The organism is Collinsella sp. CLA-ER-H8 (genome assembly GCF_040092335.1).
Lineage (GTDB): Bacteria > Actinomycetota > Coriobacteriia > Coriobacteriales > Coriobacteriaceae > Collinsella.
Genome location: NZ_JBBNLU010000014.1, coordinates 1 through 25,445, shown reverse-complemented (window position 1 = coordinate 25,445; position 25,445 = coordinate 1). Strand labels below are relative to the sequence as shown.

The 25,445-nt window shown below is 58.9% G+C and carries 22 protein-coding genes and 1 pseudogene; 14 read left to right on the top strand and 9 right to left on the bottom strand.

The window, feature by feature from the left end:
- Positions 1-140 precede the first annotated feature (140 nt).
- From AAAX72_RS08285 to AAAX72_RS08275, 3 genes are read right to left on the bottom strand one after another with little or no spacing between them, the layout of a single operon-like run.
- Positions 141-1,112 carry a TlpA disulfide reductase family protein gene (locus AAAX72_RS08285; protein ID WP_349129947.1) on the bottom strand — a complete coding sequence of 324 codons (972 nt, stop codon included), beginning with the start codon at positions 1,110-1,112 and terminating at the stop codon, positions 141-143.
- A 29-nt stretch (positions 1,113-1,141) separates the two neighbouring features.
- The gene (locus AAAX72_RS08280; RefSeq protein ID WP_349129945.1) at positions 1,142-2,044 is read right to left on the bottom strand and encodes a 4Fe-4S binding protein; all 903 of its coding nucleotides are present in this window, start codon (positions 2,042-2,044) and stop codon (positions 1,142-1,144) included.
- Positions 2,037-2,162, bottom strand: coding sequence for a CD1871A family CXXC motif-containing protein (locus AAAX72_RS08275; RefSeq protein WP_035586275.1), 126 nt, complete (start codon positions 2,160-2,162; stop codon positions 2,037-2,039). Before AAAX72_RS08275 ends, AAAX72_RS08280 begins: the two co-directional genes overlap by 8 nt.
- 111 nt (positions 2,163-2,273) lie before the next feature.
- Between AAAX72_RS08275 and AAAX72_RS08270 the strand changes: the two genes are divergently transcribed.
- From AAAX72_RS08270 to AAAX72_RS08240, 7 genes are all read left to right on the top strand, one after another.
- On the top strand, positions 2,274-2,948 hold the full coding sequence (locus AAAX72_RS08270; RefSeq protein WP_349129943.1) for a response regulator transcription factor: 675 nt from the start codon (positions 2,274-2,276) through the stop codon (positions 2,946-2,948).
- Positions 2,945-4,096 (top strand): ATP-binding protein, encoded by a 1,152-nt coding sequence (locus AAAX72_RS08265; protein WP_349129940.1) that lies wholly within the window; start codon positions 2,945-2,947, stop codon positions 4,094-4,096. The genes AAAX72_RS08270 and AAAX72_RS08265 overlap by 4 nt, the downstream gene beginning before the upstream one ends.
- A gap of 68 nt (positions 4,097-4,164) precedes the next feature.
- On the top strand, positions 4,165-5,169 hold the full coding sequence (locus tag AAAX72_RS08260) for a LuxR C-terminal-related transcriptional regulator (RefSeq protein ID WP_349129939.1): 1,005 nt from the start codon (positions 4,165-4,167) through the stop codon (positions 5,167-5,169).
- A gap of 156 nt (positions 5,170-5,325) precedes the next feature.
- The gene (locus tag AAAX72_RS08255; protein WP_349129937.1) at positions 5,326-9,693 is read left to right on the top strand and encodes a hypothetical protein; all 4,368 of its coding nucleotides are present in this window, start codon (positions 5,326-5,328) and stop codon (positions 9,691-9,693) included.
- Positions 9,694-10,084: 391 nt separating this feature from the next.
- On the top strand, positions 10,085-12,082 hold the full coding sequence (locus AAAX72_RS08250; protein WP_349129935.1) for a toprim domain-containing protein: 1,998 nt from the start codon (positions 10,085-10,087) through the stop codon (positions 12,080-12,082).
- 45 nt (positions 12,083-12,127) lie between these two features.
- Complete coding sequence (locus tag AAAX72_RS08245) at positions 12,128-14,368, top strand: DNA gyrase subunit A (RefSeq protein WP_349129933.1); 2,241 nt, start codon at positions 12,128-12,130, stop codon at positions 14,366-14,368.
- Positions 14,369-14,615: 247 nt separating this feature from the next.
- Positions 14,616-15,710 (top strand): ATP-binding protein, encoded by a 1,095-nt coding sequence (locus tag AAAX72_RS08240; protein ID WP_349129931.1) that lies wholly within the window; start codon positions 14,616-14,618, stop codon positions 15,708-15,710.
- A 107-nt stretch (positions 15,711-15,817) separates the two neighbouring features.
- On the opposite strand, the gene AAAX72_RS08235 is transcribed toward AAAX72_RS08240, so the two are convergent.
- The gene (locus AAAX72_RS08235) at positions 15,818-16,348 is read right to left on the bottom strand and encodes a flavodoxin family protein (RefSeq protein WP_349129929.1); all 531 of its coding nucleotides are present in this window, start codon (positions 16,346-16,348) and stop codon (positions 15,818-15,820) included.
- Between the two features lie 321 nt (positions 16,349-16,669).
- Here AAAX72_RS08235 and AAAX72_RS08230 point away from each other — a divergent pair, with 321 nt between their 5' ends.
- Entirely contained in the window at positions 16,670-17,590 is a 921-nt protein-coding gene (locus AAAX72_RS08230; protein WP_349129928.1) for a hypothetical protein, read from the top strand.
- A gap of 128 nt (positions 17,591-17,718) precedes the next feature.
- Positions 17,719-18,093 (top strand): hypothetical protein, encoded by a 375-nt coding sequence (locus tag AAAX72_RS08225; RefSeq protein WP_349129927.1) that lies wholly within the window; start codon positions 17,719-17,721, stop codon positions 18,091-18,093.
- 77 nt (positions 18,094-18,170) lie between these two features.
- Here the strand turns inward: AAAX72_RS08225 and AAAX72_RS08220 are convergent, their stop codons facing one another.
- Both AAAX72_RS08220 and AAAX72_RS08215 read right to left on the bottom strand, forming a co-directional pair.
- Positions 18,171-19,142 carry an alpha/beta hydrolase gene (locus AAAX72_RS08220; RefSeq protein ID WP_349129925.1) on the bottom strand — a complete coding sequence of 324 codons (972 nt, stop codon included), beginning with the start codon at positions 19,140-19,142 and terminating at the stop codon, positions 18,171-18,173.
- Between the two features lie 2 nt (positions 19,143-19,144).
- Positions 19,145-19,909 (bottom strand): carboxymuconolactone decarboxylase family protein, encoded by a 765-nt coding sequence (locus AAAX72_RS08215; RefSeq protein WP_349129923.1) that lies wholly within the window; start codon positions 19,907-19,909, stop codon positions 19,145-19,147.
- 268 nt (positions 19,910-20,177) lie between these two features.
- Between AAAX72_RS08215 and AAAX72_RS08210 the strand changes: the two genes are divergently transcribed.
- Positions 20,178-20,618: a MerR family transcriptional regulator gene (locus tag AAAX72_RS08210; protein ID WP_349129921.1), complete on the top strand. Its 441-nt coding sequence runs from the start codon at positions 20,178-20,180 to the stop codon at positions 20,616-20,618.
- A 12-nt stretch (positions 20,619-20,630) separates the two neighbouring features.
- Here the strand turns inward: AAAX72_RS08210 and AAAX72_RS08205 are convergent, their stop codons facing one another.
- Entirely contained in the window at positions 20,631-20,879 is a 249-nt protein-coding gene (locus AAAX72_RS08205) for a hypothetical protein (protein ID WP_349129919.1), read from the bottom strand.
- A 290-nt stretch (positions 20,880-21,169) separates the two neighbouring features.
- Here AAAX72_RS08205 and AAAX72_RS08200 point away from each other — a divergent pair, with 290 nt between their 5' ends.
- Positions 21,170-21,589 carry a YjdF family protein gene (locus AAAX72_RS08200; protein ID WP_349129917.1) on the top strand — a complete coding sequence of 140 codons (420 nt, stop codon included), beginning with the start codon at positions 21,170-21,172 and terminating at the stop codon, positions 21,587-21,589.
- Between the two features lie 208 nt (positions 21,590-21,797).
- Here AAAX72_RS08200 and AAAX72_RS08195 read toward each other — a convergent pair whose 3' ends face one another.
- Both AAAX72_RS08195 and AAAX72_RS08190 read right to left on the bottom strand, forming a co-directional pair.
- Complete coding sequence (locus tag AAAX72_RS08195) at positions 21,798-22,247, bottom strand: hypothetical protein (RefSeq protein ID WP_052044022.1); 450 nt, start codon at positions 22,245-22,247, stop codon at positions 21,798-21,800.
- A gap of 442 nt (positions 22,248-22,689) precedes the next feature.
- Positions 22,690-22,785: pseudogene (locus AAAX72_RS08190) on the bottom strand (TetR/AcrR family transcriptional regulator); the annotation flags it as partial.
- A gap of 195 nt (positions 22,786-22,980) precedes the next feature.
- Between AAAX72_RS08190 and AAAX72_RS08185 the strand changes: the two are divergent.
- From AAAX72_RS08185 to AAAX72_RS08175, 3 genes are read left to right on the top strand one after another with little or no spacing between them, the layout of a single operon-like run.
- Positions 22,981-23,709: a lantibiotic protection ABC transporter ATP-binding protein gene (locus tag AAAX72_RS08185; RefSeq protein ID WP_035136943.1), complete on the top strand. Its 729-nt coding sequence runs from the start codon at positions 22,981-22,983 to the stop codon at positions 23,707-23,709.
- Positions 23,706-24,476, top strand: coding sequence for a hypothetical protein (locus tag AAAX72_RS08180; protein ID WP_349129915.1), 771 nt, complete (start codon positions 23,706-23,708; stop codon positions 24,474-24,476). The genes AAAX72_RS08185 and AAAX72_RS08180 overlap by 4 nt, the downstream gene beginning before the upstream one ends.
- Positions 24,476-25,291, top strand: a complete 816-nt coding sequence (locus tag AAAX72_RS08175) for a lantibiotic ABC transporter permease (protein ID WP_349129913.1) — start codon at positions 24,476-24,478, stop codon at positions 25,289-25,291. The genes AAAX72_RS08180 and AAAX72_RS08175 overlap by 1 nt, the downstream gene beginning before the upstream one ends.
- Positions 25,292-25,445 lie beyond the last annotated feature (154 nt).

The following is a 25,445-nucleotide window of genomic DNA, read 5'->3' as shown; positions in this document are numbered from 1 at the left end:
CGAACCGCGCCAAAAAACGAACGGGATGACGCCCAAAAGAAGAGGTCCCGAGCGGGACCTCTATATGGTGGAGCTTATTTTGAAAGGTAGCGAACTACTTCGCACAGCGGCGCACGATCCTCGCTATGCTTACACGTTTTTTACTGCTCGCTATTCGCAATCGCCTGGTCGATAAGCTTGTCGAGTGCTGTGCGCTGCTCGGCGGAGCTGATGGCTCCCACGATTGGATCCCCTACGATGTTGCCATTCTGATCGATGACATACGTTGTCGGGAACGAGAACAAATTTGACGTAAACTTACCGGCCTCGCTATCCGACTTGAACCAGATGTTCTTATATGTCACGCCCTTCTTGCTCAGCACGTCCTTGGCATCTGCAATCTCGCCCTTGTTGCCATCGAGCGTAAAGGAATTGACGCCCACGACCTGGCCGCCCTTCTCGGCAAGCTCCTGATTCAGTTTCTCAAGATCGCCCAGCTCGCCCACGCACGGCTTGCAAGTAGTGAACCAGAAGTTCATGACGGTGACTTTGTTCTTAGAGAACAGCTCGTCGCTGTTCACGTCGTTGCCATCCAGGTCCTTGCCCGTAAAGCTGGGGAACTTCGTCGCCTCGCTCGAAGCATTGGCACCAGCCGTCATGCCAGCGGCCGAAGCGTCGACGCTCTCGCCTGCACTCGGCGTGCTTCCACAGCCGGGGAACTCCTTCTCCAGGCTCTCGAGCTTGTCCTCGATCTCCTTGATCTGCTGTGCACCGGCCTTGAGTGTCTTAAGCTCATTCGCCGTGAACTCATCCTTGGCGCCGTCGATGGTCTTGAGCAGGAAATCGCCGTAATTGCTGCCGTCCTCAATCATTGCCGAGTCTTTATTTGCCGCATTGAATACCTTTTCCCACAGCGCGTTATCACTCGAAAAGATCTCGTTCTCCTTCTGCATGAGCTTCGCATACAGCTCGGCGGCCTCGTCGGCATTGGCCGGCTTCTGCGCAGTGAGTTCTGCAATCTTAGGATCGGAGCTCGCAGATTCGCTCGCATTGCCACCGGGCGCCGAACATGCCACAAGGCACAAGGCCAATACCGGCACCATAAACAGGGCCGCAATCTTAGAAAGCTTCATAGTCATTCCTCCGTTTTGTCGAAGCTTGTTTACTTTTTATCGGCGGTCAAGGGGAGCTTTTCCGCCGACACATCCAGGCCATAGCGATAGCTGATGGCATCGACGGGACAGGCCCCGATGCACTTTCCGCACCGGATGCATTCGGCATGATTGGGCGAGTGGACCACATCAACGTCCATCTGACAAACCTTTGAGCACTTGCCGCACGAGACACATTTGCATGCATCGACCCGGATCCCCAGTAGGGATACCTTATTCATGAGCGCATAGAATGCGCCGAGTGGACAAATCCATTTGCAGAAGGGGCGATAGAACAAAACGCTCAGCACTACCGCGGCAATGAGAACGGCAAGTTTCCAAGTAAAGAGATGTCCCAACGCAGATCGAATGCCGGCATTGGCAATGGCCAGCGGAATGGCGCCCTCGAGCACGCCCTGCGGACAGACGTATTTGCAAAAGAACGGGTCGCCCATGCCCACGTCGTTAACCACCAAGACGGGCAGCAGCACCACGGCAAACAGCAGCACGACGTACTTGACGTACGTGAGCGGCTTAAGCTTTTTCGTGGAGAACTTTTTGCCGGGAATCTTATGAAGCAGCTCCTGCAGCCAGCCAAACGGGCACAGAAAGCCGCATACAAAGCGTCCCAACAGCACGCCGAGCAAAATGAGCGTACCGGTAACATAGTAAGAAAAGTTGAACTTGGATGAACCTACCACCGACTGGAACGACCCGATGGGGCACGCACCCGATGCCGCGGGGCACGAATAGCAATTAAGTCCAGGTACGCAGACTGTTTTTCCCGCGCCCTGATAGATGCTTCCTTTGGCAAAGTTTGGCAGGTGAATGTTGGTGACCAGCGTCGCCGCCGCCTGAATGAATCCGCGAAATCGGGCCAAAACATGCGACGCAGTGTTTTCTCTTTTATCCAATTCCGATACACTCCAAGCACAGCCTAATCGCTTTGGCCAGCACGGCATCCGCCTCGCCACGCATAACACCAAAGCACACCATGGCAATTCCGACGATCAACAAAGCGACCTGTACCATGGGTTTTACCGCTTTGAACAACTCGACCACTCCTTTCGTTACGCGACCATTGGACCATATCGACTATAAAATCCGTGTTAAGCGCGATTTGGAATGTGCAAGGAGACTGTTATGCGTATTTTGATCGTCGAAGACGAGCGAGCACTGTGCGATGCAATCGCGCGCAGTTTGCGAAACTTGGCGTACAGCGTCGACTGCTGTCACGATGGACAGGAGGCGCTCGACCTGCTGGGCGTCGAAGTCTTTGACCTCGTGGTACTCGACCTCAACCTTCCCCGTATCGATGGCATGACCGTGCTCAGGGAACTTAGGAAAACCGACTGCGAGACCAAGGTGCTGATTCTGTCCGCGCGTGGCGAAGTATCCGATAAGGTCGACGGACTCGATGCCGGCGCCAACGATTACCTCACCAAGCCGTTTCATCTGGACGAACTTGCGGCAAGGATCCGCAGCCTTACCCTCAGGCGCTTCGCACAAAGCGACATAGTATTAACCTGCGGAAAACTCAGCTTTGACACCAAGGCGCGCATCGCTTCCGTGGGCAGCGAGGCCTTATCTCTTACACGCAAGGAAACGGGAATCTTGGAATACCTGATGCTTAATCAGGGGCGACCGGTAAGCCAAGAGGAGCTTATCGAGCACGTTTGGGATAGCACCGTGAACTGTTTTAGCAACGCAACCCGCGTTCACATCTCGTCGCTCCGAAAAAAGTTGCGTGGCGTTTTGGGATACGACCCGATTCGCAATCGGATTGGAGAGGGCTACGTTATGGAGGATGGAGAATGAAAGGGCTTTCGCTGCAATGGCGCATAACGATTATGACGGCACTGCTCACGTGTGCAGCATGCGTGCTGACGAACTGCCTGGTCGGCTATACGGGCATGCGCTATATGGATGCCATCGGCAGCGACATCTCGGCCTTTAACGCAACCGGCGAAGATTCGCCCCAGGCGTTCGACCCAACGAAAGCGGCCCTCTATGACAAGGTCACGATCGTCGTAAACGACGCACAGGAGTCTTTTGGCACGGCAGCCTGGTACATCACGACTGGAATCACACTCCTTGGCGGCGTGCTGGCATACTTTGTGAGCGGCCGTGCACTCAAACCGCTACGGGCTTTTGCAGCCCAGGTTGAGCGTGTGCAGCCTGATAACCTAAGCGAAATCAGACTCAGTGAAGATGTGCCCACCGAGCTACAACGATGCAGTGCCTCTTTCAATGACATGATCGACCGTCTTGGCGAAGGGTTCTCTGCACAGCGTCAGTTTACCGGCAACGCCGCACACGAGCTGCGCACCCCGCTCGCCCTTATGCAAGCACAGATTGAACTATTCATCTCCGAGCACTCCGGTTTGCAACCCGAAACAGCCGAGCTGCTCGGCCTGCTACAAGAACAAACCGAGCGCATGTCTCGAATGGCCAAGGTATTGCTCGAGATGAGTGAGCTCCGCAGCGTTCCTTGCGAGGACGATGTGGAACTTGGTCCCTTGTCCGAAGAGGTCCTCACTGACCTTGCGCCACTTGCTGAGGATAAAGACATAACCCTCGATTGCGCTGGAGACGCTTTAGTAATCGGGAGCGACACGCTCCTCTATCGGCTGGTGTTTAACCTGGTCGAAAATGCCATCCGTTACAGCCGCCCCGGCTCGACTGTCAACGTCTCCATCAGCGACAGCGACAGCCACGTGCTCCTACGAGTCAAAGATGAGGGCCCGGGAATACCCAAGAAGTACCGAGAGAGCATCTTCCAGCCGTTCTTTCGTCTAGACAAATCCCGCAGCAGGGCATACGGCGGTGCAGGACTCGGACTAGCGCTCGTTTGGGAGATTGCAACGCTTCACGGTGGCACGGTAGAGGTCGAAGCAAGTTCTGAGAACGGGACCACCATGCTCGTAAGCCTTCCAAAACGATCCGCAGCGTTAACCGAACAGTAAAACGAAAGGGGTCCCGAGCAACAGGAGTACAATTGCTGCTATTGTTGCCAGCTGTTGGGAGATGGAAGATGGACTGCGATGGCTACCCACGCGTTCCCATGCCGTTGATGTGCACCGCCTTTGTGCCGGGGCAGATTGACGCTGCGGTTGCAGGCATTTCCGACCCCGATTCGCGCGCCATTGCCACGGCAGAAGCGCTGTACTTTCGCGGACAGGCCGCCCTCGCCGCCAAGACGGCGCGCCCCTATCTTGACGCCACCGATCCCGCACTGCGCTATTCCGCATGCTTTATCTGCGGATACGCCAGTCTGTCGCTCAACCGTATCGCCGACGCCCGCCGGTGCCTTGCTGGCATCCTCGATACGCCGGCCGACGAGGAATCGCCCGCCATCCACGCTACGCATATCCTGTTCGCCTCGGCCGCAAGCGTCCTGCTGCACTTGTCTTCCCCGTATTCTGCCGAAGAGTTTTATCCGCTTGCGGCGCATCTGCCCGAAGGCCTGCGCCTGTTCGCCAGCTACGTGATGGCGCATGCCCTGTACCTGCGCGGCGAATATGGCCGCAGTCTGGGCATGGCGGAAAACGCCCTGATCATGAAACAGGGGAGCTATCCGATCTCGGAACTGTTCCTGCACCTGGCAGCTTCCATGGCATGCATGAGTCTCAAAGACGTCGACGCCGCAAAAACGCACTTCGGAGCCGCTTGGAACATTGCGCGCCCCGACGGCCTTATCGAGCTCATTGGCGAGCACCACGGCCTTTTGCAGGGGCTCATCGAGGCATGCCTAAAATCGCAATACCCTGACGATTTCGCACGTATCATCGAGATTACGTATCGATTCAGCTACGGCTGGCGGCGCATCCACAACCCCGATTCGGGCGAGGACGTTGCCGACGATTTAACGACCACGGAGTTCACCATGGCCATGCTCGCCTGCCGCGGATGGACCAACGCCGAAATCGCACGCCACATGGGCGTGTCGCCAGGTACCGTTAAAAATCGACTGTCCAACGTGTATGCAAAGCTTGGCATCGGCACGCGCACCGAACTGGTCGCTCATATGCTGCGTTAGCGGCCAGACTGCCTAGCGCGGCACGTGCGCCCCGGAGCCCCGGCGCTTCGCTCGCTCAAATTGGACATTTTGGCCCTCGGACGGCACTACCGTGACAGGATGCCTTCTCGCAAAATTGGATTATTTCCACCGATACCTGCGGGATGGGAGCCAAAGATGCTTGATCGCCGTTCGTTACTTGTTGCCGGAGCGTCCTCGCTGGCGAGCATTATGTTGCCGCGCGTGCCGGGAAGCGCAAACGCCTTCATACTGCCGTTCGCCCCCACCGAGGCATACGCCGATGAAGATGATCCCTTCAAGGTCTTGGTGCTCTCGCGTACCATGTTTGGTGTGGTCGTGGTCGACGTCGCCAACAAGAATACGCCCATCACGGGCGCCCAGGTCACGCTCACATCGCGCTATGCCACAGGCAAGCAGCTCACCGCCACGACCGATGACGAGGGCACGGCCATCTTTGAAATCGCGCCGCTTTCGGAAGGCTACGTGGACGAGGCAACGCTTCTCGACGCGTACGACTTTAACGGCGGTATCTCCATCAGCATGAAAGGCTACCGCGATGTCGAGATTCCCCTCGCGCGTATCCAGGGTGGCACCGCCATAACCGCGCCCACGCGTCCGCTTTCCGACGGCGAGCCGTACTTCCGCCAGCTCACATTCGACGAATGGGACATCCAGTACGCCGACGCTACGTTCATGGCATTGCCGAAGGACGACACGGCAAACGACCAACCCAACACGCACGCCTTTACCGTGCAGGCACATCTGCCACAGGGTGGACAGGCAACGCTGCGCATCAACAAGGTAATGCCCGACACGAGCAGCTCACCCGAAACCGTCACGCAGATTGGCCAAGTCAAGGCCAGCGCATCGGGCACGAATAATCTGGCGACGTTCACACTCGAAGACAAGTTCCTCGATGCAGCGTCAAACCTTCTGGAGGAAGGATGCAAGCTGCGCTTTGTCCTCGACTATCAGGGCAAAACCTATACACTCTCCTCCCCCATGGCCGTTGTCACCGCGCCGGCCGCAAAGGCAGAATCGGGCTCGACCACCATCATTCCCACTACCATGGACCAAGAGATCACTCCGTTTGATTTTCCGGCGGCGTTTCCCGGCATCGGCGGCAATAAGTTCACGTGCTGGATGCCCACATTTCCGATCCTCTTCGATTTCTCGTTTGCCGGATACGTGCTGTTTGGCGGAGGATACAAACCGGTCGGCTACATGAACGATTCGGGCAATCCGGATCCGGAATACTGGAAGAAATCGCCGCGTGAGTCGGGCGCCAAGCAGGCAAACCGCTACCTCGACGAAATGGAGGGGAAGTGGAATCAGTATAAGAGTATGAGTGCCGGTTCGGGCACCGATCCAAGAAACACCAAGCTGCTTCGTCACCACTGCACGCTGCTGTTTACGATGGATATCGCCACACAGCTGTACGGCTCGCTCGCCTACGATTGGGTGGGCAAAACCTGGGGCAACAACAACGACCCCGCATACGGCAATATTAAGGCCCTCTTCCAGGTAAGAACCGACCTCAATTGGACCGAGCAGTTTACCCTAGGACCGGTGCCGTTTTTCCTAAACGTCAACCCTTGGGTGCTGGCAAAACTGGCGCTCGCCGTGGGCGCCCACACGCACGGTAGCGGCGCGGCGTTTTTCAAGAACATTTCGCTCGACTATTCCAACACGTCGGGATCGTTCACCATCCAGATCGGGCTTGCCGTCACCTTTGGCGCCGGCGTTGCAGGCGTCGCCTCGTCTGCCGTGCGCGGCGCCGCATCCCTCACGCTGTTCATTGGGTACGAGAAGGCAGATGGACACCAGCTTCCGCGGCTGCGCGTGGGTGCAGACGTCGACGTCGATGTGATACTCCAGTTCGTAATGTTCAAGTGGACCACCAAGGCTTGGTCGGGGTCGTGGCCCACACTCCTCGATTCGTGGAATATGTCGGTGAACAATGGCGACCAGTATGTACTCCAGCGCTCTGAGCTCGCATTGGGTGGAGATACGCCTTATACGCTGGATGCCCGCTTCGGCACGCCCGGCAACATCGAGGCGGGCGGCGTGCCGCAATTTATCGCATCGGCCACCATCGTCACCAACGCCGAGCTACTCGCACGCGCCGAGGTTAAGGCCACCGCCGTAAACGTCGCGCCTGTCGTGCGCGATTGGGATCAAGCGGTCACGCGCATTGAGCTCGAGGCGGATGCAGAAAGCGACGACACGGGACAGATCGAGCATTTCGTCCACGCACTGATAGGGAACGACGAAAACGCCGCGCCGATGTATGAGTACATCTATATCGGGCAGGCGACGAACGCTGTTGCGGACCCCAACGCCAATTCTGCTGGTGTATCGGAGGACGAGCGTGGCGGCATCAAGCCCTCGAGCGACAACGTGCTGTTTTCCGGCGTGCTCAGCGAAGCTCACATGAAGCTGGCAATGATCGCCGGCGTAGAATGCCTGTTCCGTATCGCCTCGGTGCGCTACGGCGACAATGGCCGCTCGCGCCTGGTGGTGCACACAAAGGCAAACGGCACGTGGTCTGCCCCCATGCCCGTGGACTTCCCCCTTGGCTTTGGCGAGGGCGACGTGGAGCGCGACGGCATATTCGATTACGACTTCGACGTAGTGGAATATACGGACGGAAGAGAAAACCAGGACGCTTACGTGCTGCTGGTCTCGGGCGAGCGCCCCGACGGCGACAACACCCTTTTCGATACGGCAAGCACAGCCGGCATACTGTCCGTTGTGCGCCTGCGCATAAGCAACGACGGAGTTCGCGTGATGTCGCACACGTCGTGGCGCAGCATCTCGCGCGGCCGCCTTCAGGAGGATGGCCACCATTGTCTGCAGTGTCCACGCATCACGGTGGGCAAGACGCTGGTCGACGGGCGCCTGTCGGGCGCTTACCTCCACCGCCGCGGAACCACCGCAGAAAAGGCGCTGGGCAATGAGGCAGAGGTTGCGCTGGAGTGCTTCACCCTGTGGTCGGATGATTTGGGCGACAGCCTCACGTTCCGTCAGGTCCTCCGCTTTCCGCAAGCGCCATCGAGCATCGAGCTGGGCGTACCCGAGAATATCAACGGCAAAATGGTGGTGCCCGTTGCATATGAAACTGCAAACGGTTGTGGCTGCGCATCGTATGCCGTGATCGGCCAGTCCATCGCGGGTTGGGGCGTTATGCCACCAGATGCCACAGTACCCCACGCGGTGCCGTGGCCACAACATTCGGGCTTTTTGGCAACCGTCAACGAGCAACTGCAGCATATTACTTGGACGCGAGGAGCATCGGCATTTGCAACGCAGCCCGTGGGTGCCGCAGGCTGTGGCCCGGCATCGTTTAGCGTAAGCGACAACGGCAGGTGCGCGCTCTATGTAGAGAACACCGATGGCAAGGTGGGACAAACCTACGACGAAGAAGGCAACCCGGTGGCAGTGATGGGCAAGCACTTCCGCATCTTCGCCAGCACCTTGGCAGGCGATCTGTTCACGGAGCCGTTCGTGATGTGCGAGCTGAACCATCCCGTCGATCAGATAACGACATTTTTGACGTCGGGGGGCATGCTCTCCGCGCTCGCCACGCACATTGTGAGCGCGGAGAAGAGCGAGGCAGAGCTGCACGGCATCGAAGTGCCCTTGGTGGCGTGTGCCACTCCGACGGGCGCGGTCGCTACCTCGGGCGCGGTGGTGCCCGGAGCAGCAGGCGAATCCTTCATGGTCACGGTGCGAAACGACGGCAACACCTTGCTGGCCGCCGGCACGATCGATCTGTACCGAGAGGGCTCCAGCCAGCCGTTCTCCAGCGCATCCATCGGGTTCGGCGCGAACGCACGCATGGCTTCGATCTACGATCCAGAGCTTGCCGAGGACGCTTCGGTCAACGACATGGCACACGTGAAGTACGCGCTCGAAACGCTGGGCACACCTTTTGCAACGCACCCGCTGGTAGCCGACAGTGGCAACGCCGTGCTGGCACCGGGTTGCACGGCACAGTTCCGCATGAGCTTCGCTATCCCCGAGAGTTGGAGCGACGAAGTGGGCAAACGCGTAACGCTGTATGCGAAGGCGCGTAATCTGGTGGCGCTCGATCCCGCAACGCTCGAGGAAATTCGACCGGGCGCAAACTCGGCGCTGGGTGCCGTGCTGCACGAGCTCCATGTGCCCGACGCGGCATGCGAGCGCTCAGAAGTTCAGGTCGGCGTATACGACAGCGCGGATACGACAGGACTTCACGATGCACCGATGACGGCGGACGGCGGTGGCGGCTCGAGTGGCGGCGGTACTGACAAGGGCGGCGGCTCCGGCGGAAGCAGCTCCAGCAGTGGCAAGGATCACGGCAATAACAAGCGCTCCGGAAAAGCGGGCGCGCTTGCGGGCACGGGCGACGTCAACGCTCCCCTTACGGCAGCCGCAGCAGCACTCGCCGCGGCAGGCGCCGGCCTCGTCGCCTACAGTGCCCGCCGCACGGCGCTCGAAAAAGACACCGCCAATGAGGTCAATTCTGATAAGCCTCACTAGCTCTCAGTTACCTTTGCGAGAGACGCCGACCCGGCTCATCGAACATCAAATGGGCTGGTTCTGGATACCCAGAGCCAGCCCATTACGCATTAGATATCGTCAGTGGAGTCGAGTTCTGCCTCGAGCTTGGCACGCCGTCTTTTCGCCAACAATCCGCACGACACGTCTTCGACAACGTATCCAACCGCAAACGCAGCAAGACACATTCGGCCGTCTTCAAACTTACTCGGACAAAACCGACTCGGTTTTGTGCGAGTGAGCTCTTTTCAGCCTAAGTTCGAACGATTGTTCGATGGATTTCGTGTTGGTTGGAATCGCCTATGGGCTGGGCTATGCTACCTTGACTATCTATATGACTTAAACGCAGCAAAGGAGCACCGAGAGAGCGAGTATGGCAAAAAACACCGCAAACTATGGTAACGACAGTATCCGCCAGCTCAAGGACGAGGAGCGCGTACGCCTGCGCCCCGCCGTCATCTTTGGCTCGGACGGACTCGACGGCTGCGCGCATGCCGCCTTCGAGATTCTGTCCAACGCCGTTGACGAGGCGCGCCAGGGCTACGGCAAGCTCATCACCCTTACCGCCTTTCGCGATGGCTCCATTCAGGTAGAGGACAACGGCCGCGGCTGCCCGCTCGACTGGAACCCCTCCGAGAAACGCTTTAACTGGGAACTTGTCTTTTGCGAGCTCTATGCCGGCGGCAAGTATAACAACAACCAGGGCGGCGACTACGACTTCTCGCTCGGCACCAACGGCCTGGGCTCGTGCGCGACCCAGTACGCTTCCGAGTACATGGACGTCACCGTCTGGCGTGACGGCAACAAGTACTCCTTACACTTTAAGAAGGGCAAGGTCGTCGGCGCCAAAAAGAAGGCACTCGAGATTGAGCCTAGCGACGAGAACCGCACCGGCACCACTATCAAGTGGCGCCCCGATCTTGAGGTCTTTACCTCGATTAGCATTCCCCACGATTGGTATCGCGAGACCATGCGCCGTCAGGCCGTGGTCAACGCCAACGTGACCTTCCGCCTGCGCATCGAGGGCGACGATGGCGAGTTTTCCGAAGAGGACTTTTGCTACCCCAAGGGCATCGAGGACTATGTGCTCGAGAAGGTCGGTACCGACTACCTTACCGAGCCTTTCTTTATCGAGGCCGACCGCCGCGGTCGCGACCGCGAGGACCTGCCCGACTACAATGTAAAGATCACCGCGTGCATGTGCTTCTCGCGCACCTTCACGATGCAGGAGTACTACCACAACTCCTCCTGGCTCGAGAACGGCGGTTCGCCCGAGAAGGCCGCCCGCAGCGCTTTGACCAGCGCCATCGATGCCTACATTAAGCAACAGGGCAAATACAACAAAAACGAGAGCGGCATTAAGTGGCAGGACGTCCAGGACTGTCTGGTACTAGTGACCAACTGCTTCTCCACCCAGACGTCTTACGAAAACCAGACTAAGAAGGCCATCAACAACCGCTTTATCCAGCAGGCCATGACGGCATTCTTTAAGGAGCGCCTCTCGACCTACTTGATCGAGAACAAGGACGCCGCCAATAAGATTATGGAGCAGGTGCTCATCAACAAGCGTTCACGCGAGAATGCCGAGAAGACGCGCCAGAGCATCAAAACCAACCTGCAGCAGAAGACCGATATGGCCAACCGCGTGCAGAAGTTCATCGACTGCCGCTCCAAGGACAAGAACCGTCGCGAGATCTACATCGTAGAGGGCGACTCGGCAGCAGGCGCCATTCGCACCTCGCGCGATGCCGAGTTCCAGGGCGTTATGCCCGTCCGCGGCAAGATTCTCAACTGCCTGAAGGAGGACTATCCGCGCATCTTTAAGTCCGACATCATCATGGACCTCATGCGCGTGCTGGGCTGCGGCGTGGAGATCAAAGACAAGCGCATCAAGAACCTCGGCGCCTTTGACCTAGACAACCTCAACTGGAACAAGGTCATCATTTGTACGGATGCCGACGTCGACGGGTATCACATCCGCACGCTCGTGCTCACCATGCTCTATCGCCTGGTGCCCACACTTATCGACGAGGGCTACGTATATATCGCCGAGTCGCCGCTCTACGAGATCAACTGCAAAGAAAAGACCTACTTTGCCTACACCGAGCTCGAGAAGAACGACATCCTTAAGGAGATCGGCGACCAGAAGTGTTCCATCAACCGCTCCAAGGGTCTTGGTGAGAACGATCCGGACATGATGTGGCTCACCACCATGAACCCCGAGACGCGTCGCCTGATCAAGGTGGAGCCCGAGGACGTCACCAAGATGGAAACCATGTTCAACCTTTTGCTGGGCAACGACGAGGCAGGCCGCAAGCGCCATATCTCCGAGCACGGCAAGGAATACCTGGACCAGCTGGACCTGCAATAGCAGCAAATCGATAACGACGGCCCACAAGAAGTTCAAGAGGAAATCGTGGCAAAGAAGAAGACGAAGAACCAGCCAAAGAAAAAGCAGGTCAACGCCGAGAACGTCATTGGCCTGCACTCCGAGGTCACCGACCAGCCGATCACGCAGACGCTCGAGGTCAACTACATGCCCTACGCCATGAGCGTCAACGTCTCGCGTGCATTCCCCGAGATTGACGGCTTTAAGCCCTCGCACCGCAAGCTGCTCTACACCATGTACAAGATGGGTCTGCTCAAGGGCGAGCGCCAGAAGAGCGCCAACATCGTGGGCCAGACCATGAAGCTCAACCCGCACGGCGACGCCGCGATTTACGAGACGATGGTGCGCCTGGCCACCGGCAACGAGGCGCTGCTCGCGCCGTTCGTTGAGTCGAAGGGCAACTTTGGCAAGTATTATTCGGGCGACTTGAGCTACGCCGCCTCGCGTTATACCGAAGCCAAGCTCTCCCCCATCAGCGCCGAGATCTTCAAGGACATCGACAAGGACCCGGTCGACTTCGTTGACAGCTACGACGGCGCTATGAAGGAGCCGCGCCTGCTGCCCACCACGTTCCCCAACATCCTTGTCTCGGCCAACAAGGGCATCGGCGTCGCCATGGCGTCCGACATCTGCGGTTTCAACCTCAACGAGGTCTGCACCGCCACCATGCACTACCTCAAGGATCCCGACTGCGACCTGCTCGAATATATGCCCATGCCCGACTTCTCGACCGGTGGCGAAATTATCTACCGCCGCGAGGAGATGGAAAAGATCATCGAGACCGGCCTTGGCAGCTTCCAGATTCGCTCCCGCTGGCGTTGGATTCCTGAAGAGCGCATCATCGAGGTGTACGAGATTCCCTACACCACCAAGACCGATGTCATCATCGAGCGCATCGTCAAGCTCTCCAAGGAGGGCAAGGTCAAGGAGATCGCAGACATTCGCGACGAGACCGACCTTTCGGGCCTGCGCATCGCCATCGACCTTAAGCGCGGTGTCGACCCCGACAAGCTCATGGCTAAGCTCTATCGCTCGACCACGCTGCAGGATTCGTTCTCGTGCAACTTTAACGTACTGGTCGACGGCTACCCCCGCGTTATGGGCGTGCGCCAAATCTTGCACGAGTGGGTCAAGTGGCGTATTGAGTCTACGCGTCGCCGCATTAACTTCGACCTAGGGAAAAAGTCCGAGCGCCTGCACCTACTGCACGGCCTCGAGGCGATCCTGCTCGACATCGACAAGGCGATCGCCATCATCCGTGGCACCAAGCTCGAGGCCGAGGTCGTGCCCAACCTTATGCGCGGCTTCGACATCGACGAGACCCAGGCCGAGTTTGTTGCCGAGCTCAAGCTCCGCAACATCAACGAGGAGTACATCCTCAACCGCACCAAGGACATTGCAAAGCTTGAGGGCGAGATTGCCGAGCTTGAGGAGATCCTCTCCAGCGAGGAGAACATCAAGAAGGTCATCAGCGACGAGCTGGCCGCGGTCAACAAGAAGTACGTGATGCCGCGCCGCACGGGCAGGATCGAGCCCCACGAGGTTATCGAGGTAAGCTTGGAGCCCGAGGTCGAGGAGTACCCGGTTACCATCATGCTTTCGCGCGATGGCTACCTTAAGAAGATGACGGACCGCGTGCTCAAGAAGGCCACTACGCTCAAGTACAAAGACGGCGACAAACCCTTTATCGAGTTTCCGTCCTCCAACACCCACGAGCTGCTGGTCTTTACCAACAAGAGCCAGGTATACAAGTGCAAGGTTGCGGCGTTTGAGGACACCAAGTCGGCCCAGCTGGGCTCGTATCTGCCCACCGACCTCGAGATGGAACCCGACGAGAGCGTCATCTGGGTCATCGACCCCGAGGACTACAAGGCCGACGTGCTGTTCGTCTTTGAGAACGGCCGCGTGGTGCGCGTCGCGCTTTCTGGATACGTCACCAAGACCAACCGCAAGCGCCTCAAGAACGCCATCTACGGCGGCAGCAAACTGCTGTATGCACAGGTGCTCAAGGAAGATCGCGACATCGCGCTGGTCTCGAGCGACTATCGCTTGATGAACTTCAACACGTCGCTACTCAAGACCAAGACGACAACCAACACGCAGGGCGTCCAAGCCTTTACGGCCAAGAAGGGCCGCTCGGTCACCACCGTCGGCACAACCGAGGAGATTCTTGGCGCCGGCGTCTCGGCCGAGAAGTTCACCGCACAGAGCCTGCCTTCTGCCGGTGCCCTCATGAAGGAAAACGACATGCCGAGCCTGTTTGACTAGGTGCCACGGCAACGAGACCGTTAGATACTTCTCAAAGCGACGAGGCCCGGAACGCAACGGCATTGCGCCCGGGACTCGTCGTTTTTCTTCTCAACTATTTTTTAACGCAGATAAATTGATTTCTGCTTATTTTTCTGCGTAAAAAATGTCAGCGTCACTGCTTCGATGCCCTTTGGTCAGCTCTTAGCAAAACTTGCAAAAATTAGCAAAACTTGCAAAAATTAGCAAAACTTGCAAAGGAGTCACCATGGAGTACAGCAAGAACCCCTTTACCCCGACGTTCGGAAGCGTCCCTCCCTTTCTAGCGGGTCGCGAGCATATTCTGCGTGACATCAACCGTGGCTTTATCAACGGCCCGGGAGATCCCAACCTGTCGACCATTTTTACGGGCGCAAGGGGAACGGGCAAGACGGCGCTTCTCTCGCTCCTTTCAGAAACGGCGCTTGAACACGGTTGGATCGCAGCAAATGTCTCCGCCATGCCAGGCATGCTCGAAGATATTATCGAGCGAACCAAAGAAGCCGCAGATAGCTACCTCTCACAGCCTCATGCGCGCATAAACGGCGTTCAAATTGGTCCAGTGGGCATCGATTGGACATATGCTCAAGAGGTCCAGGGCAACTGGCGCACACGCATGAATGGCATCTTTAAGCAACTCGAAAAACATGACATCGGACTTCTCATTACCATCGATGAAGTCACCGTCGATCTCGAAGAAATGCTTCAATTTGCCTCTGTTTACCAGCACTTTGTACGCGAAGGTAAAAAAGTTGCCCTACTCATGGCAGGACTGCCCTACAAAGTATCGGCGTTGCTGCGTAACGATTCCGTCTCGTTCCTCAGGCGTTCCCAATATCATCAGTTAGGACGAATCACTGACGTTGAAATTGCAAACGCGTTTCGCAAAACCGTTGAGGCCGGAGGACGTTCAATCACACCAGAAGCGCTCGAGAATGCTGTGAAGGCCGTCGACGGATTCCCCTACATGATGCAGCTCGTCGGATATCGCACTTGGGATGTTTCGGAGAACTCGCCCCAAATCAGTGCATCCGATGTCCAGCAGGGTTCCCTACTCGCACGCATGGAGCTGCGTGATCGCATTCTCGAAACGACCTATCGAGAGCTTTCCGATAAAGACATTGAGTTTTTACTCGCGATGCTGCCCGATTCTGGCCCCAGCAGGGTCTCGGAGATAGCCAAACGCATGGGCGTCGCCAGCAACTACGCAAGCCAATACAAACGCCGCCTTCTCGAGGACGGCGTCATCGGGGAACGTGGGCGTGGTCTCGTTGGCTTTGACATCCCCGCATTCAGGGAGTTCCTGAGCGAGAAAGTCTCCTAGCACGCGGAGATTGTCCATAAGGACATCAACGCATGGCAATCAGTAATCCTCTTGGTAAGGACAGCAAGCATTTCCACCAACACCGATTGCCATGCGTTCTTCTTGCCTTAAGAGAGCTTGCGAGCGAGCTCTCGCACCTCCTCCAACTTGGGCGACGATGCCATGCTGTCGCGCTCGGTCATACCGCTAACGGTGACAATGCCCTGGTCCTCCCACTTGCAGTACGCGCAGGTTGACTTGTACATAGCGATCGCCGCATCATAGACGCCCTCACTGTGACTATCGAGTAAAAGGGCCGTCTTGGTGAACGGGAAGCCCGTAGCACCGAAGGCGTACAGGCGGTCGATGGCGGCCTTCTCCTGCGCGGTGATATCAAACCAGTAGATAGGCGAAGCGAAGACAACCATGTCGGCGCCTTTCAGCGGCTCAATCACGTTGGTCATGTCATCCTTCTGCACACAGGTGCCCTCATGGGTAAAGCAGTACTGGCATCCCAGGCAACCAGCAATCTTCTTGCTGGCAACGCGGATGACCTCGACTGTATGGCCGGCCTCGCGCGCGGTCTCGGCAAACGCCTCGACCATGGTGTCGGTATTGGCGCCCTTGCGCGGGCTACCACTCAATACAACGATATTCATAGGAATCTCCCTTCTTCATGCCGCAGGCGCGCGGCACGTATTTCGTTGTAACCAAAACAGATGGAGCTATTCAGTCGTCTGCAGACCACATCTCTTGTTCGTGTTCTCTAGACACAATCTCATTGCCTGATAACTCCTCGACTGTCTTGATTTTCTCTCCGAGAATTGAACAGCAAATCGTTGCTCGCAAAGTATCGACTGTGGGAAAATTAGTTTGAGCTTTCTCCCCGCTCGCGTAAGCGTTCGCGTGAAAGAGCCTAGCCGCATCGGCCAGGCGCAATATAGATCCGCGGAAATCGGCCTACGAATAAGGAGCGTCTTATGTATGGACAGCATGTTGCACCGCAGACCCATAACAAACGGACTGGCCTGTCTATCCGCGACGTCAAGCGTCATGCAGGCGCCAGAGTCGCCGCCTTCGGAGTAAGCATTCTTGTGGCAGGACTGCTTTTGCTACCCTGCGCAGCACTGGCGACAGAAATGCCCGAAACCGATGTCGCAGCACCCATTACCTGCGACGAAGCCAACGCAGAAGGCAGCCTCACAGCTACCACCGTTGTCGACCATAACTATGACCTGGAGCTCCCTCCCGCCTTCATGTTGGTCCAGAATGAGGCGTTTGCATACGATTTCCCCGACAAACCCGAGGACTTCATCTACGGGCTTAACGACACCGTCCATCTCTTCAAGATCGACACCGATACCGAAGGCCTTATAAAAACCGAGAACCCCAAAGAGGCCGGCGTCTCTATTGCCCTGACCATGATCGACAATCACGTTAGAGCAACCGCTGTCTTTACAGGCGGCTACGCCGACGACCAAATCCCTTACAGACTGAACCTCACCAGCTCAACCCGCCTTGGCACACACGTTGACCGCGACTTCGACAGCGGGCAGGGGATTATGCACGAGACGCGGCACGATTACTACATCCGTTACATCTTCGACAGCGACGTGCACTTGATTGCAACCGATACGAGCGATTCCAAACCCGATCCAAGTGTTAAGCCGAGCCCAGAGGTCAAACCCGAACCGGAAACCAAACCCGAGCCCACACCGCAGCCCAAGACAGAAAAGCCCGCGGCAAATCCCGTTTCCACCAAGGCAGTAACGGCAGTTAAACCAGCCGAGACCACCCTACCCGCGACGGGCGACAACAGCGCGATAGCGGCAGCCCTGAATGTTGCCGGTGGTGTAGTCGCGGCAGTTGGCATTTCCGCAACAAGGCGTCGCAACCGCTAGCCAGCATTTCGTACCCCGCAGACAAAGCTCTATCCCCGCTCCGATGGGCTTTACTCACCGAGAAGTTTCTTCCCCACGGAAATGAGTTTCTTTCCAACGGCCGCCTTCACGCCAATCATTACAACCACGTGGGCAGTGCGGGCTTCGAGATCCGCAGCGATGATGTCCCCCGATGCCCGCACTGCGGCTGGCAGCTTGTGCCGTGGGTGCGAGACGACACGTTTTTGCTGGGCACGGTATGGCGCGAGAATCTCGAACGATACGAGCGCTTCGTGCGCGAGCGCGGTAGTAGCCGCGTGCTATTGCTGGAGCTCGGCGTGGGCGAGATGACCCCCGGCATCATTACACTCCCGTTCTGGAGCATGACCGCAAAGCTGCCGGATGCGCACCTGCTGAGCGTGAACATCTCGGGCGATTCGGCTCCGCTGCAGCTTGGAAGCAAAGCAGAGGCGATCCAGGCAGACTTGGGTGCCTTGCTCTCGGCGGCGCGAGGCGGCGACTAGTAGCGCGGCGAGGCGTCTTGCCGCAAACCGTCCTCGCTAAATGCATGACCGTTAATAAGTAAAAAGCAAGGTGTGCCTTATTTCAGATATTCCTCAAAGAATGCCTTCAGCTTTCCAAACGGAATGATGTCCATCTGATCGTAGAGGTCGGTGTGGTTGGCACCAGGAATAATGAGCAATTCCTTGTTATCCCCAGTCAGCTTACTGTACGCGGTTTCGCTGAAATAGCGGGAGTGCGCCTTCTCGCCATGCACCAGCAGTACCGCAGAGCGAATTTCGCTGCTGTATTGCAAAATCGGCATATTCAAGAACGACAGCGAGGACGTCATATTCCAGCCACCGTTGGAGTTCAGGCTGCGGGGATGGTAGCCTCGCGGAGTTTTGTAGTAGGCGTAATAGTCCGCTACAAACTGCGGCGCATCCTCCGGTAGTGGATCGACCACGCCGCCCGCCAGCGCATAGCTGCCGTTTTTATAGTCCTCGGTGCGCTGTGCGTTCAACGCTTTCCGCTTTTCAAAGCGTGCCTGCTCGGAATCCTCGGCGTCAAAATAGCCGTTTGCGGTCACGCGGGCCATGTCGTACATGGTCATAGCCGCGGTAGCTTTGATACGGGCGTCGATGGCTGCCGCACTGACTGCCATGCCGCCCCAACCGCAGATACCGATGATGCCGATACGCTCCGGGTCGACGTTTTCCTGCACAGAGAGGAAATCCACCGCTGCGCAGAAGTCCTCGGTGTTGATGTCCGGCGATGCTACATAGCGGGGCGTGCCGCCGCTCTCGCCGGTATAGGACGGGTCGAAAGCGATTGTGAAGAAGCCCAGCTCCGCCATCTTCTGCGCGTACAGGCCGGAGGACTGCTCCTTCACCGCGCCAAACGGGCCACTGACGGCGATGGCGGGCAGCTTGCCTTCCGCGTTCTTAGGCACGTAGACGTCGGCAGCCAGCGTGATGCCGTATCGATTGTGGAAGGTCACCTTGCTGTGCTCGACCTTGTCGTTTTTGGGGAACACCTTGTCCCATTCCTGCGTCAGTTTCAACTGCTCCATGCCTAAGCCTCCTTGTCAGTCGCTTTAAGGTATTGCTCGTCGTCCACGGGCTCCAACCACTCGTTGTAGGTCTCCTCACCCGGAACTTCCACCGCGAGATGGGAGAACCAGCTGTCAGGCGCCGCACCGTGCCAGTGCTTTACGCCCGCGGGAATATTTACCACGTCGCCAGGGCGCAGCTCCTGTGCCGGTTTACCCCATTCCTGGTAAAACCCTCGACCAGCCACGCAGACGAGAATCTGTCCCCCACCGTTTTTGGCGTGATGGATGTGCCAGTTGTTGCGGCAGCCGGGCTCGAACGTCACGTTGTAGACGCCAACCTGCTCGGTGGAAAGGGGCGCGAGGTAGCTTTGCCCGATAAAGTACTTCGCAAATGCGGCGTTGGGGGCACCGATAGGAAAGGCCATTTTGTTTTGATGCTTAGCTCTTGCATCAGCGGCATCGCTATCCGCCCAGACCTCCTTCGCCATGCGAAAGGCCGCCCACGCCTTGGGCCATCCCGCATAAAACGCCGCATGCGTAAGGATTTCCGCAATCTCAGCCCTGGTCACCCCGTTGTTCTTTGCGGACATCAGATGATATCGGAACGAAGAGTCCGTCAGCCCCTGTGCCATAAGGGCAACCACCGTCACCACGCTGCGGTCTCGAAGGGAAAGCCCGTCTTCTCGGCTCCACACCTCGCCGAACAGCACATCGTCATTGAGCTGAGCGAATTTGGGAGCGAAGTCCCCCAGGGCATCCCTGCCCGCTGTCTGCTTAATTGCCATGATCGATTTCCTCCCGTCGATGGTTCTGGACACGAATCTGCTTACGCGCGGCCAAGTGGCCCGCCTAGATTCCCATGTCCATTTGTCGCGCTTGCTCAAGAGCAGGATGCCCAGCGATTTCGCCTACGCCGTTCACGCCGCCGGCGAAAACCGTTTTGCCCATTACGGACCACCCCTTGCGCTACCGATTTGTATTGACGAGAATGAAGGTAATACCTAAACCTGACTTTAGGTCAAGGAATGAATTCGAGATTTATTCGGAGGGGCCATGTACACAATCGGACAGGTGGCGGATATGTTCGGTCTGCCCGTTTCCACGCTGCGCTATTACGACAAGCAGGGATTGTTCCCGGAATTGGAACGGACGTCCGGCATTCGCCGATTCGGCGATACGGAACTCGAGGCGCTTCGGGTCATCGAATGCCTGAAGAAGGCTGGAATGGAGATTAAGGACATCCGACTGTTCATGGAATGGTGCGCGGAGGGCCCATCGACATATCCCAAGCGCAAGGCCATGTTTGAGGAGCGAAAGGCCCACATGGAGTCGGAGATCGCGAACATGAACCGTGCGCTGGATATGCTGAGGTTCAAATGCTGGTACTACGAGCAGGCGATCCAAGATGGCAACGAGGATAGAGTGAAGGCGCTGATTCCCGACAATTTGCCGGAAGAGATCAAAGAAATCTACGAGAACGCCCACGCTCGATAATGCCGACCGATCTCAAGGGAATTCGGTGAGGAGTCCTCTTCGGTTAGTGATGTACTTCTTCCCCTTGATGTCGTAGCGCTTCGCCTCATAGAAGGCGAAAGCGTCGCGGAGGTACGAGATATAGCGCCCGACGGTGACGTGGTTGGTGGGAACCCTGTTGGCGTCGAGGACGTTGGCGATGTTGTTGGGCGAGTTGAGGTTGCCGGAGTTGTCCATCATGTACTCGGCCAGCCTCTCCAACACGGTGGAGTCGGTACGCATTGCGGTCTACCCAAGCCATAATCCACTCCTTCTCGGTTTCGAAACTCGATTATTTCTAAAGTTTCGAAACCGAGAAGGCAATGTGCACAAGGATGCATCAAGGAGCGAATCCCAGTAGCACCATGTCAGCAGCGATGCCGGGCGCATTCGCACGTGCTACAATCCAACCACCAGAGATGAAAACACAGTCCCCGTCGGGTAGTCGTGGGCGTGCGCTAGTCCGCATCAGTAACCTGCCTCCTTGGTTGTCCCTTCTCTGCATGGTCATCTACATAAAGGAGGAACCAACCATGCAGATCAGCGTGTCGTCCACCCTGACCGTATATCACGACGGTCAATTCTGGGTCGGGCTGGCGGAGCATGTCGAGGACGGAAGGTACGGCGTCGCCCGCATCGTCTTCGGCGCGGAGCCGTCCGATGAGGAGATCCTGCGATTCGTTACAAGCGAATGGGAGAAGCTCTCGTTCTTCGGCGACAAGGTCACTGAAACAAGCAAGCCCGCGAAGAACCCCAAGCGGCGCGCCCGCGAGGCAGCGAAAGCCCTTAAACGGCCCGCGGTGAGCACCAAGGCACAACAGACGCTCGCGGCACAGCGGGAAGCGATGAAGCGGGAGTCGGCTCAAGCAAGAATTCAGCGTCGCGCGGATGAGGCGGAGACGCGCTTCGAGCAGCGAAAGTTGAAGCGCAAGCAGAAACATCGCGGGCATTGATCGCTATTTGCAGCAAGGCAAACCATATACAGCAGCGGCGCCAGTTCCACTTGAAGCCGACGCCGCGTAGACGCTGATGGTGACGGCTATGCACGGGCACGTGCGCGCCACCGCACTTCACAGCTTGTTTCTCAAGTATTTGGAACGCACACGCGGCGTTCAAAAATGCGGAGCGGCTCCGCATGGCTCAAGACTGAGCCGAGGTGCCCTACTTCTCGCCCTCCAGCAGCCCCACGATGCGGTCGATGTCGACGGCAAAGCAAGGCCTTCCCTCGCGCTCGTAGCGGTCGAGGTACGCCTGGCACTCGGAGACAATGCGCTTGGTGTTGCCATCGATGATGCGCTGGAGCGTCTCGTAGTAGGCCGAGCCCTCGGTCCTGAAGCGGCGCTGGTAGGCCTTGGTTATGGGGAACATCTTGATGTAGTGGATGCCGTGGCGGCAGCCGGGGCGCGTCGTGGGGCGGGGTGGCAACGCAAAGTACTGGTCTTTGGGCACGTTAGGGGCGATGTTGGAACGCAGCGGCACGGCGAAGTCCCTGCGCTTCCCGCGGAAACGCAGCCTCACCACCACGATGCAGGGGCGATTGTGCTTAAGCATGAGCTCGCGGTCGCCCTCGACGAGGTCGAAGAAGTCCTGGGAGATGGATACGATCTTCATCGGTTACGCCCCCTTCATACGAAGCGGGGCCCGCATCGCTGCAGGCCCCTACAGGTGGGCGATATTCTACGCCTTGCGGCACCCCGTCGCCCACGGAGGTTAAACGTACACGTAAGCCGTACTCTGAAAGCCGCGGCTTCCGGCAAGTAGTTTATACCACGAAAGGTCGCTTTCAATGCGCATAGCTCGCAAAATAACACTCGCTGGGCCGTCACCCCTGGCAGTTACCCTCCAATCTTCATTGGAGTCAGCAGGTCAATTCATATATTCATGGGGGTTTATCCTACCGTCGGTGAGCGATTTCGTTAGGGTGTCGAAGCGGTCGAGGATGTCGACGACCTTCCGCTGGGTGCCGATGGATGGGGCAGGAATCTCGGCCCTCGATAAGTCCACAGGCGCGGCTTCGATTGCCTTTTTCGATTTAGCGTATTGCTCTTCAGATCATCGTGGTGTGCTCGTAGCCGCGCTCCACAAAGGGCCGCTCGGCAACGTCGAGAATCTTCTCGACCGTCTCCTCCGGGTACTTATTGCGTGCCACGGGCACCTCCGTCCTTGTTATCGCGATAAACATACCATGAGTGGCGTACGGGTCGAGAAGGGCTGGCGCCAAAAGAGCCCAACGGCCGTTACAGCTTCGTTAGAAACGCGCCCCACCATGGATGGTGAACCCGAAAGATAAGGCGCGCGGGCACGGCGACTCGGCCCGCGCGCCCGGAAGAGAAAGGACGAACCCATGGGTTACATGCTCGAGACGCGCGGGCTCACCAAGCGCTTCGGCCGCGGCGACCAGGCGCAGGATGCCGTGGCCGACGTGAGCCTTCATATCCGCGAGGGCGAGGTGTACGGGCTGCTCGGCCCCAACGGCGCCGGCAAGTCGACAACGCTCAAGATGATCTGCGGGATGCTGCGGCCGACGGCCGGGGAGATCCTCTTTGCCGGGCACGCCTGGCGCCGCGAGGACCTCTACGCAATCGGCAGCCTCATCGAGGAGGCGCCGCTCTACCCCAACCTCACCGCGCGCGAGAACCTGCGCGTGCGCACCACGCTGCTGGGCCTTCCCGAGAGCCGCGTAGATGAGGTGCTCGCCGCCGTGGACCTCGCGGACACCGGGAAGAAGCGCGCTGGGCGCTTCTCGATGGGCATGCGGCAGCGCCTGGGGCTCGCGCTGGCGCTAATCGCCCGGCCACGCCTGCTCGTGCTCGACGAGCCCACCAACGGCCTCGACCCCATCGGCATCGAAGAGCTGCGCGACCAGATCCGCGGCTTCGCGGCGGCGGGTACGACGGTGATCGTCTCGAGCCACATCCTCTCCGAGGTGCAGCAGATGGCGGACACCATCGGCATCATCTACGGGGGGCGCCTCGCCTACGAGGATGCGCTTCGACCCGGGCAGGACCTCGAGGAACTCTTTATGAGCGTCTGCCGGGAGGGGCGACGAGCGCGCGGGGAGGTGGCGGCATGACGGGCGAGAAAGGCGGCCTGCTCGCGAGCCTGCGCGCCGAGGCCCTGAAGTCGCGCCACGCGGCACCGGTTCGCCTGGCCGTGCTCATGGCGCTGCCGATGCCGCTGCTCGGCGCGATGCCCTACCGAGGCGTGCAGATCTTCAGCGCGTGGAACTACTGGTACGCGCTCTTCCTGCCCGTGTCTCTCTCGCTCGTGGTGGCGTGCGTCGCGCGGGCGGACGCGCGCACGCGGATGCGGGGGCTTCTGGGCCTGGGCTTCCCGCTCGGGCGCGCCTGGTGGGCCAAGGCGCTCTGGTGCCTCGCGCTCTGCACGCTCTCAAACCTCGTGGTCTTCGGCATCTACCTCGCGGGCTCGGCGTTCTCCTCGCAGGGCCTCACGGCCGCGGGCACGCTCACGATGCTCCTTTGCGCGCTCGCCAACACGGTGACCGCGGCGTGGATGATCCCCGCAGGGCTCTTTCTCACGGCGCGGCTCGGAATGCTCGCGGGCATCTTCTGCCCGCTCGCCGCGCAGCTCGTGGGTGGTTTCGCCTGGTCGCTGATACCGCTGCCGCAGCTCTTTCCGCCGTCGGCGAGCATGGTCATCCCCACGAGCTTCATCCCCGTGCTGCCGAGCGGCGAGCCACTCGCGGCGGACATGGCGCTCGGCGGGGCGCTCGCGGCGGACGGCATGCTCACACTGGCGGGCCTTGCGGTCTGTGTGCTCGCGTTCGCCGCGCTCACGGCGGCGGGCGCGGCCTGGTTCGCACGCTCCGAGGAGAGGTGATGGCCATGACACGACTCCCCGACCCGACGCCGCGCATGACTCTCCCGCGGGCCCTGCTCTCCGAGGCCCTGCGCCTAGCGCGCTCCCCACTCACGGCGGCGCACCTCGTCTGCGGCCTGGCAGCCGGTCTTGCCTGCGGCGAGTACTTCTCCGTTACCCGATGGGACCCGGCGCTGGGCGCGGACGCCTACGCCCAGTTCCTCGGCGCCCTCATGCCGCTCATGTCCGCCATCGTCTGCGGGCTCGCCGTAGACGAGGAGCGCGCTGCCGGGCGCCTCGCCAACCTCACGGCGGTCCCCTCGCGCGGGCGCGCCGTCGCGGCGAAGCTGCTCGCCCTTGCGGCGCTCGGCGCGGGCGCGCTGGCCGTGGCGCTCGGCGTGTTCGGGGCCGTGCTCGCCGCCGCCGGGCGCCTGCCGCTCGGGCCCGCTCCGCTTGCGGCCGCCTGGGCGGGCATCGTGCTGGGCAGCCTGCCCCTCTACGCGCTGGGGCTCGGCGTGGCCCTGCGCCTCGGCCGCAACGCCGCCATCGGCGCCGGCGCGGCGGGAATGCTCCTCGCGTTCTTCTCAGTGGGCGGACTTGCGCACGGCCTCATGACCGGCGAGCTCACCGGTGCCCTGGCGACGCCCCTGAGCTGGGTGCCGCTCGCCTGGCCCGCGCGCCTAGGGTCGCTCGGGGTGGAGGCCTTCATCGACGCCGCACGCGCGGCGGGCCCTCTCCTCACGACTGCGCTCGCTGGCCTCGTGCTCGCCCTGGCAGCCGCCGCCGTCCTTCTGGCCTGGTTCTGCCGCTTCGAGGACGGGAGGGCAGATGATTAGAAAGCCGCTCGCCGCCGTGCTCGTCCTTGTTAGCGCTACTGTAAAAACAACCAATTTCGCCATCGCACTTTAGCCGATTCCGCCAACGCAATTTCCCCAATCACGCCAACGCATTTTCACCATTTCCACCAACGCCGGGGCTTACGCTTCGACC

Bases quoted from the DNA above. Each gene is read 5' to 3' on its own strand.
- AAAX72_RS08205 (WP_349129919.1), bottom strand. From the start codon at position 20,879: ATGCGTACCGACTCCACCGTGTTGGAGAGGCTGGCCGAGTACATGATG.
- AAAX72_RS08270 (WP_349129943.1), top strand. From the start codon at position 2,274: ATGCGTATTTTGATCGTCGAAGACGAGCGAGCACTGTGCGATGCAATC.
- AAAX72_RS08235 (WP_349129929.1), bottom strand. From the start codon at position 16,348: ATGAATATCGTTGTATTGAGTGGTAGCCCGCGCAAGGGCGCCAATACC.
- AAAX72_RS08265 (WP_349129940.1), top strand. From the start codon at position 2,945: ATGAAAGGGCTTTCGCTGCAATGGCGCATAACGATTATGACGGCACTG.
- AAAX72_RS08285 (WP_349129947.1), bottom strand. From the start codon at position 1,112: ATGAAGCTTTCTAAGATTGCGGCCCTGTTTATGGTGCCGGTATTGGCC.
- AAAX72_RS08185 (WP_035136943.1), top strand. From the start codon at position 22,981: ATGGGTTACATGCTCGAGACGCGCGGGCTCACCAAGCGCTTCGGCCGC.
- AAAX72_RS08230 (WP_349129928.1), top strand. From the start codon at position 16,670: ATGTATGGACAGCATGTTGCACCGCAGACCCATAACAAACGGACTGGC.
- AAAX72_RS08250 (WP_349129935.1), top strand. From the start codon at position 10,085: ATGGCAAAAAACACCGCAAACTATGGTAACGACAGTATCCGCCAGCTC.
- AAAX72_RS08200 (WP_349129917.1), top strand. From the start codon at position 21,170: ATGCAGATCAGCGTGTCGTCCACCCTGACCGTATATCACGACGGTCAA.
- AAAX72_RS08180 (WP_349129915.1), top strand. From the start codon at position 23,706: ATGACGGGCGAGAAAGGCGGCCTGCTCGCGAGCCTGCGCGCCGAGGCC.
- AAAX72_RS08215 (WP_349129923.1), bottom strand. From the start codon at position 19,909: ATGGCAATTAAGCAGACAGCGGGCAGGGATGCCCTGGGGGACTTCGCT.
- AAAX72_RS08275 (WP_035586275.1), bottom strand. From the start codon at position 2,162: ATGGTACAGGTCGCTTTGTTGATCGTCGGAATTGCCATGGTGTGCTTT.
- AAAX72_RS08195 (WP_052044022.1), bottom strand. From the start codon at position 22,247: ATGAAGATCGTATCCATCTCCCAGGACTTCTTCGACCTCGTCGAGGGC.
- AAAX72_RS08260 (WP_349129939.1), top strand. From the start codon at position 4,165: ATGGACTGCGATGGCTACCCACGCGTTCCCATGCCGTTGATGTGCACC.
- AAAX72_RS08220 (WP_349129925.1), bottom strand. From the start codon at position 19,142: ATGGAGCAGTTGAAACTGACGCAGGAATGGGACAAGGTGTTCCCCAAA.
- AAAX72_RS08240 (WP_349129931.1), top strand. From the start codon at position 14,616: ATGGAGTACAGCAAGAACCCCTTTACCCCGACGTTCGGAAGCGTCCCT.
- AAAX72_RS08175 (WP_349129913.1), top strand. From the start codon at position 24,476: ATGGCCATGACACGACTCCCCGACCCGACGCCGCGCATGACTCTCCCG.
- AAAX72_RS08210 (WP_349129921.1), top strand. From the start codon at position 20,178: ATGTACACAATCGGACAGGTGGCGGATATGTTCGGTCTGCCCGTTTCC.
- AAAX72_RS08255 (WP_349129937.1), top strand. From the start codon at position 5,326: ATGCTTGATCGCCGTTCGTTACTTGTTGCCGGAGCGTCCTCGCTGGCG.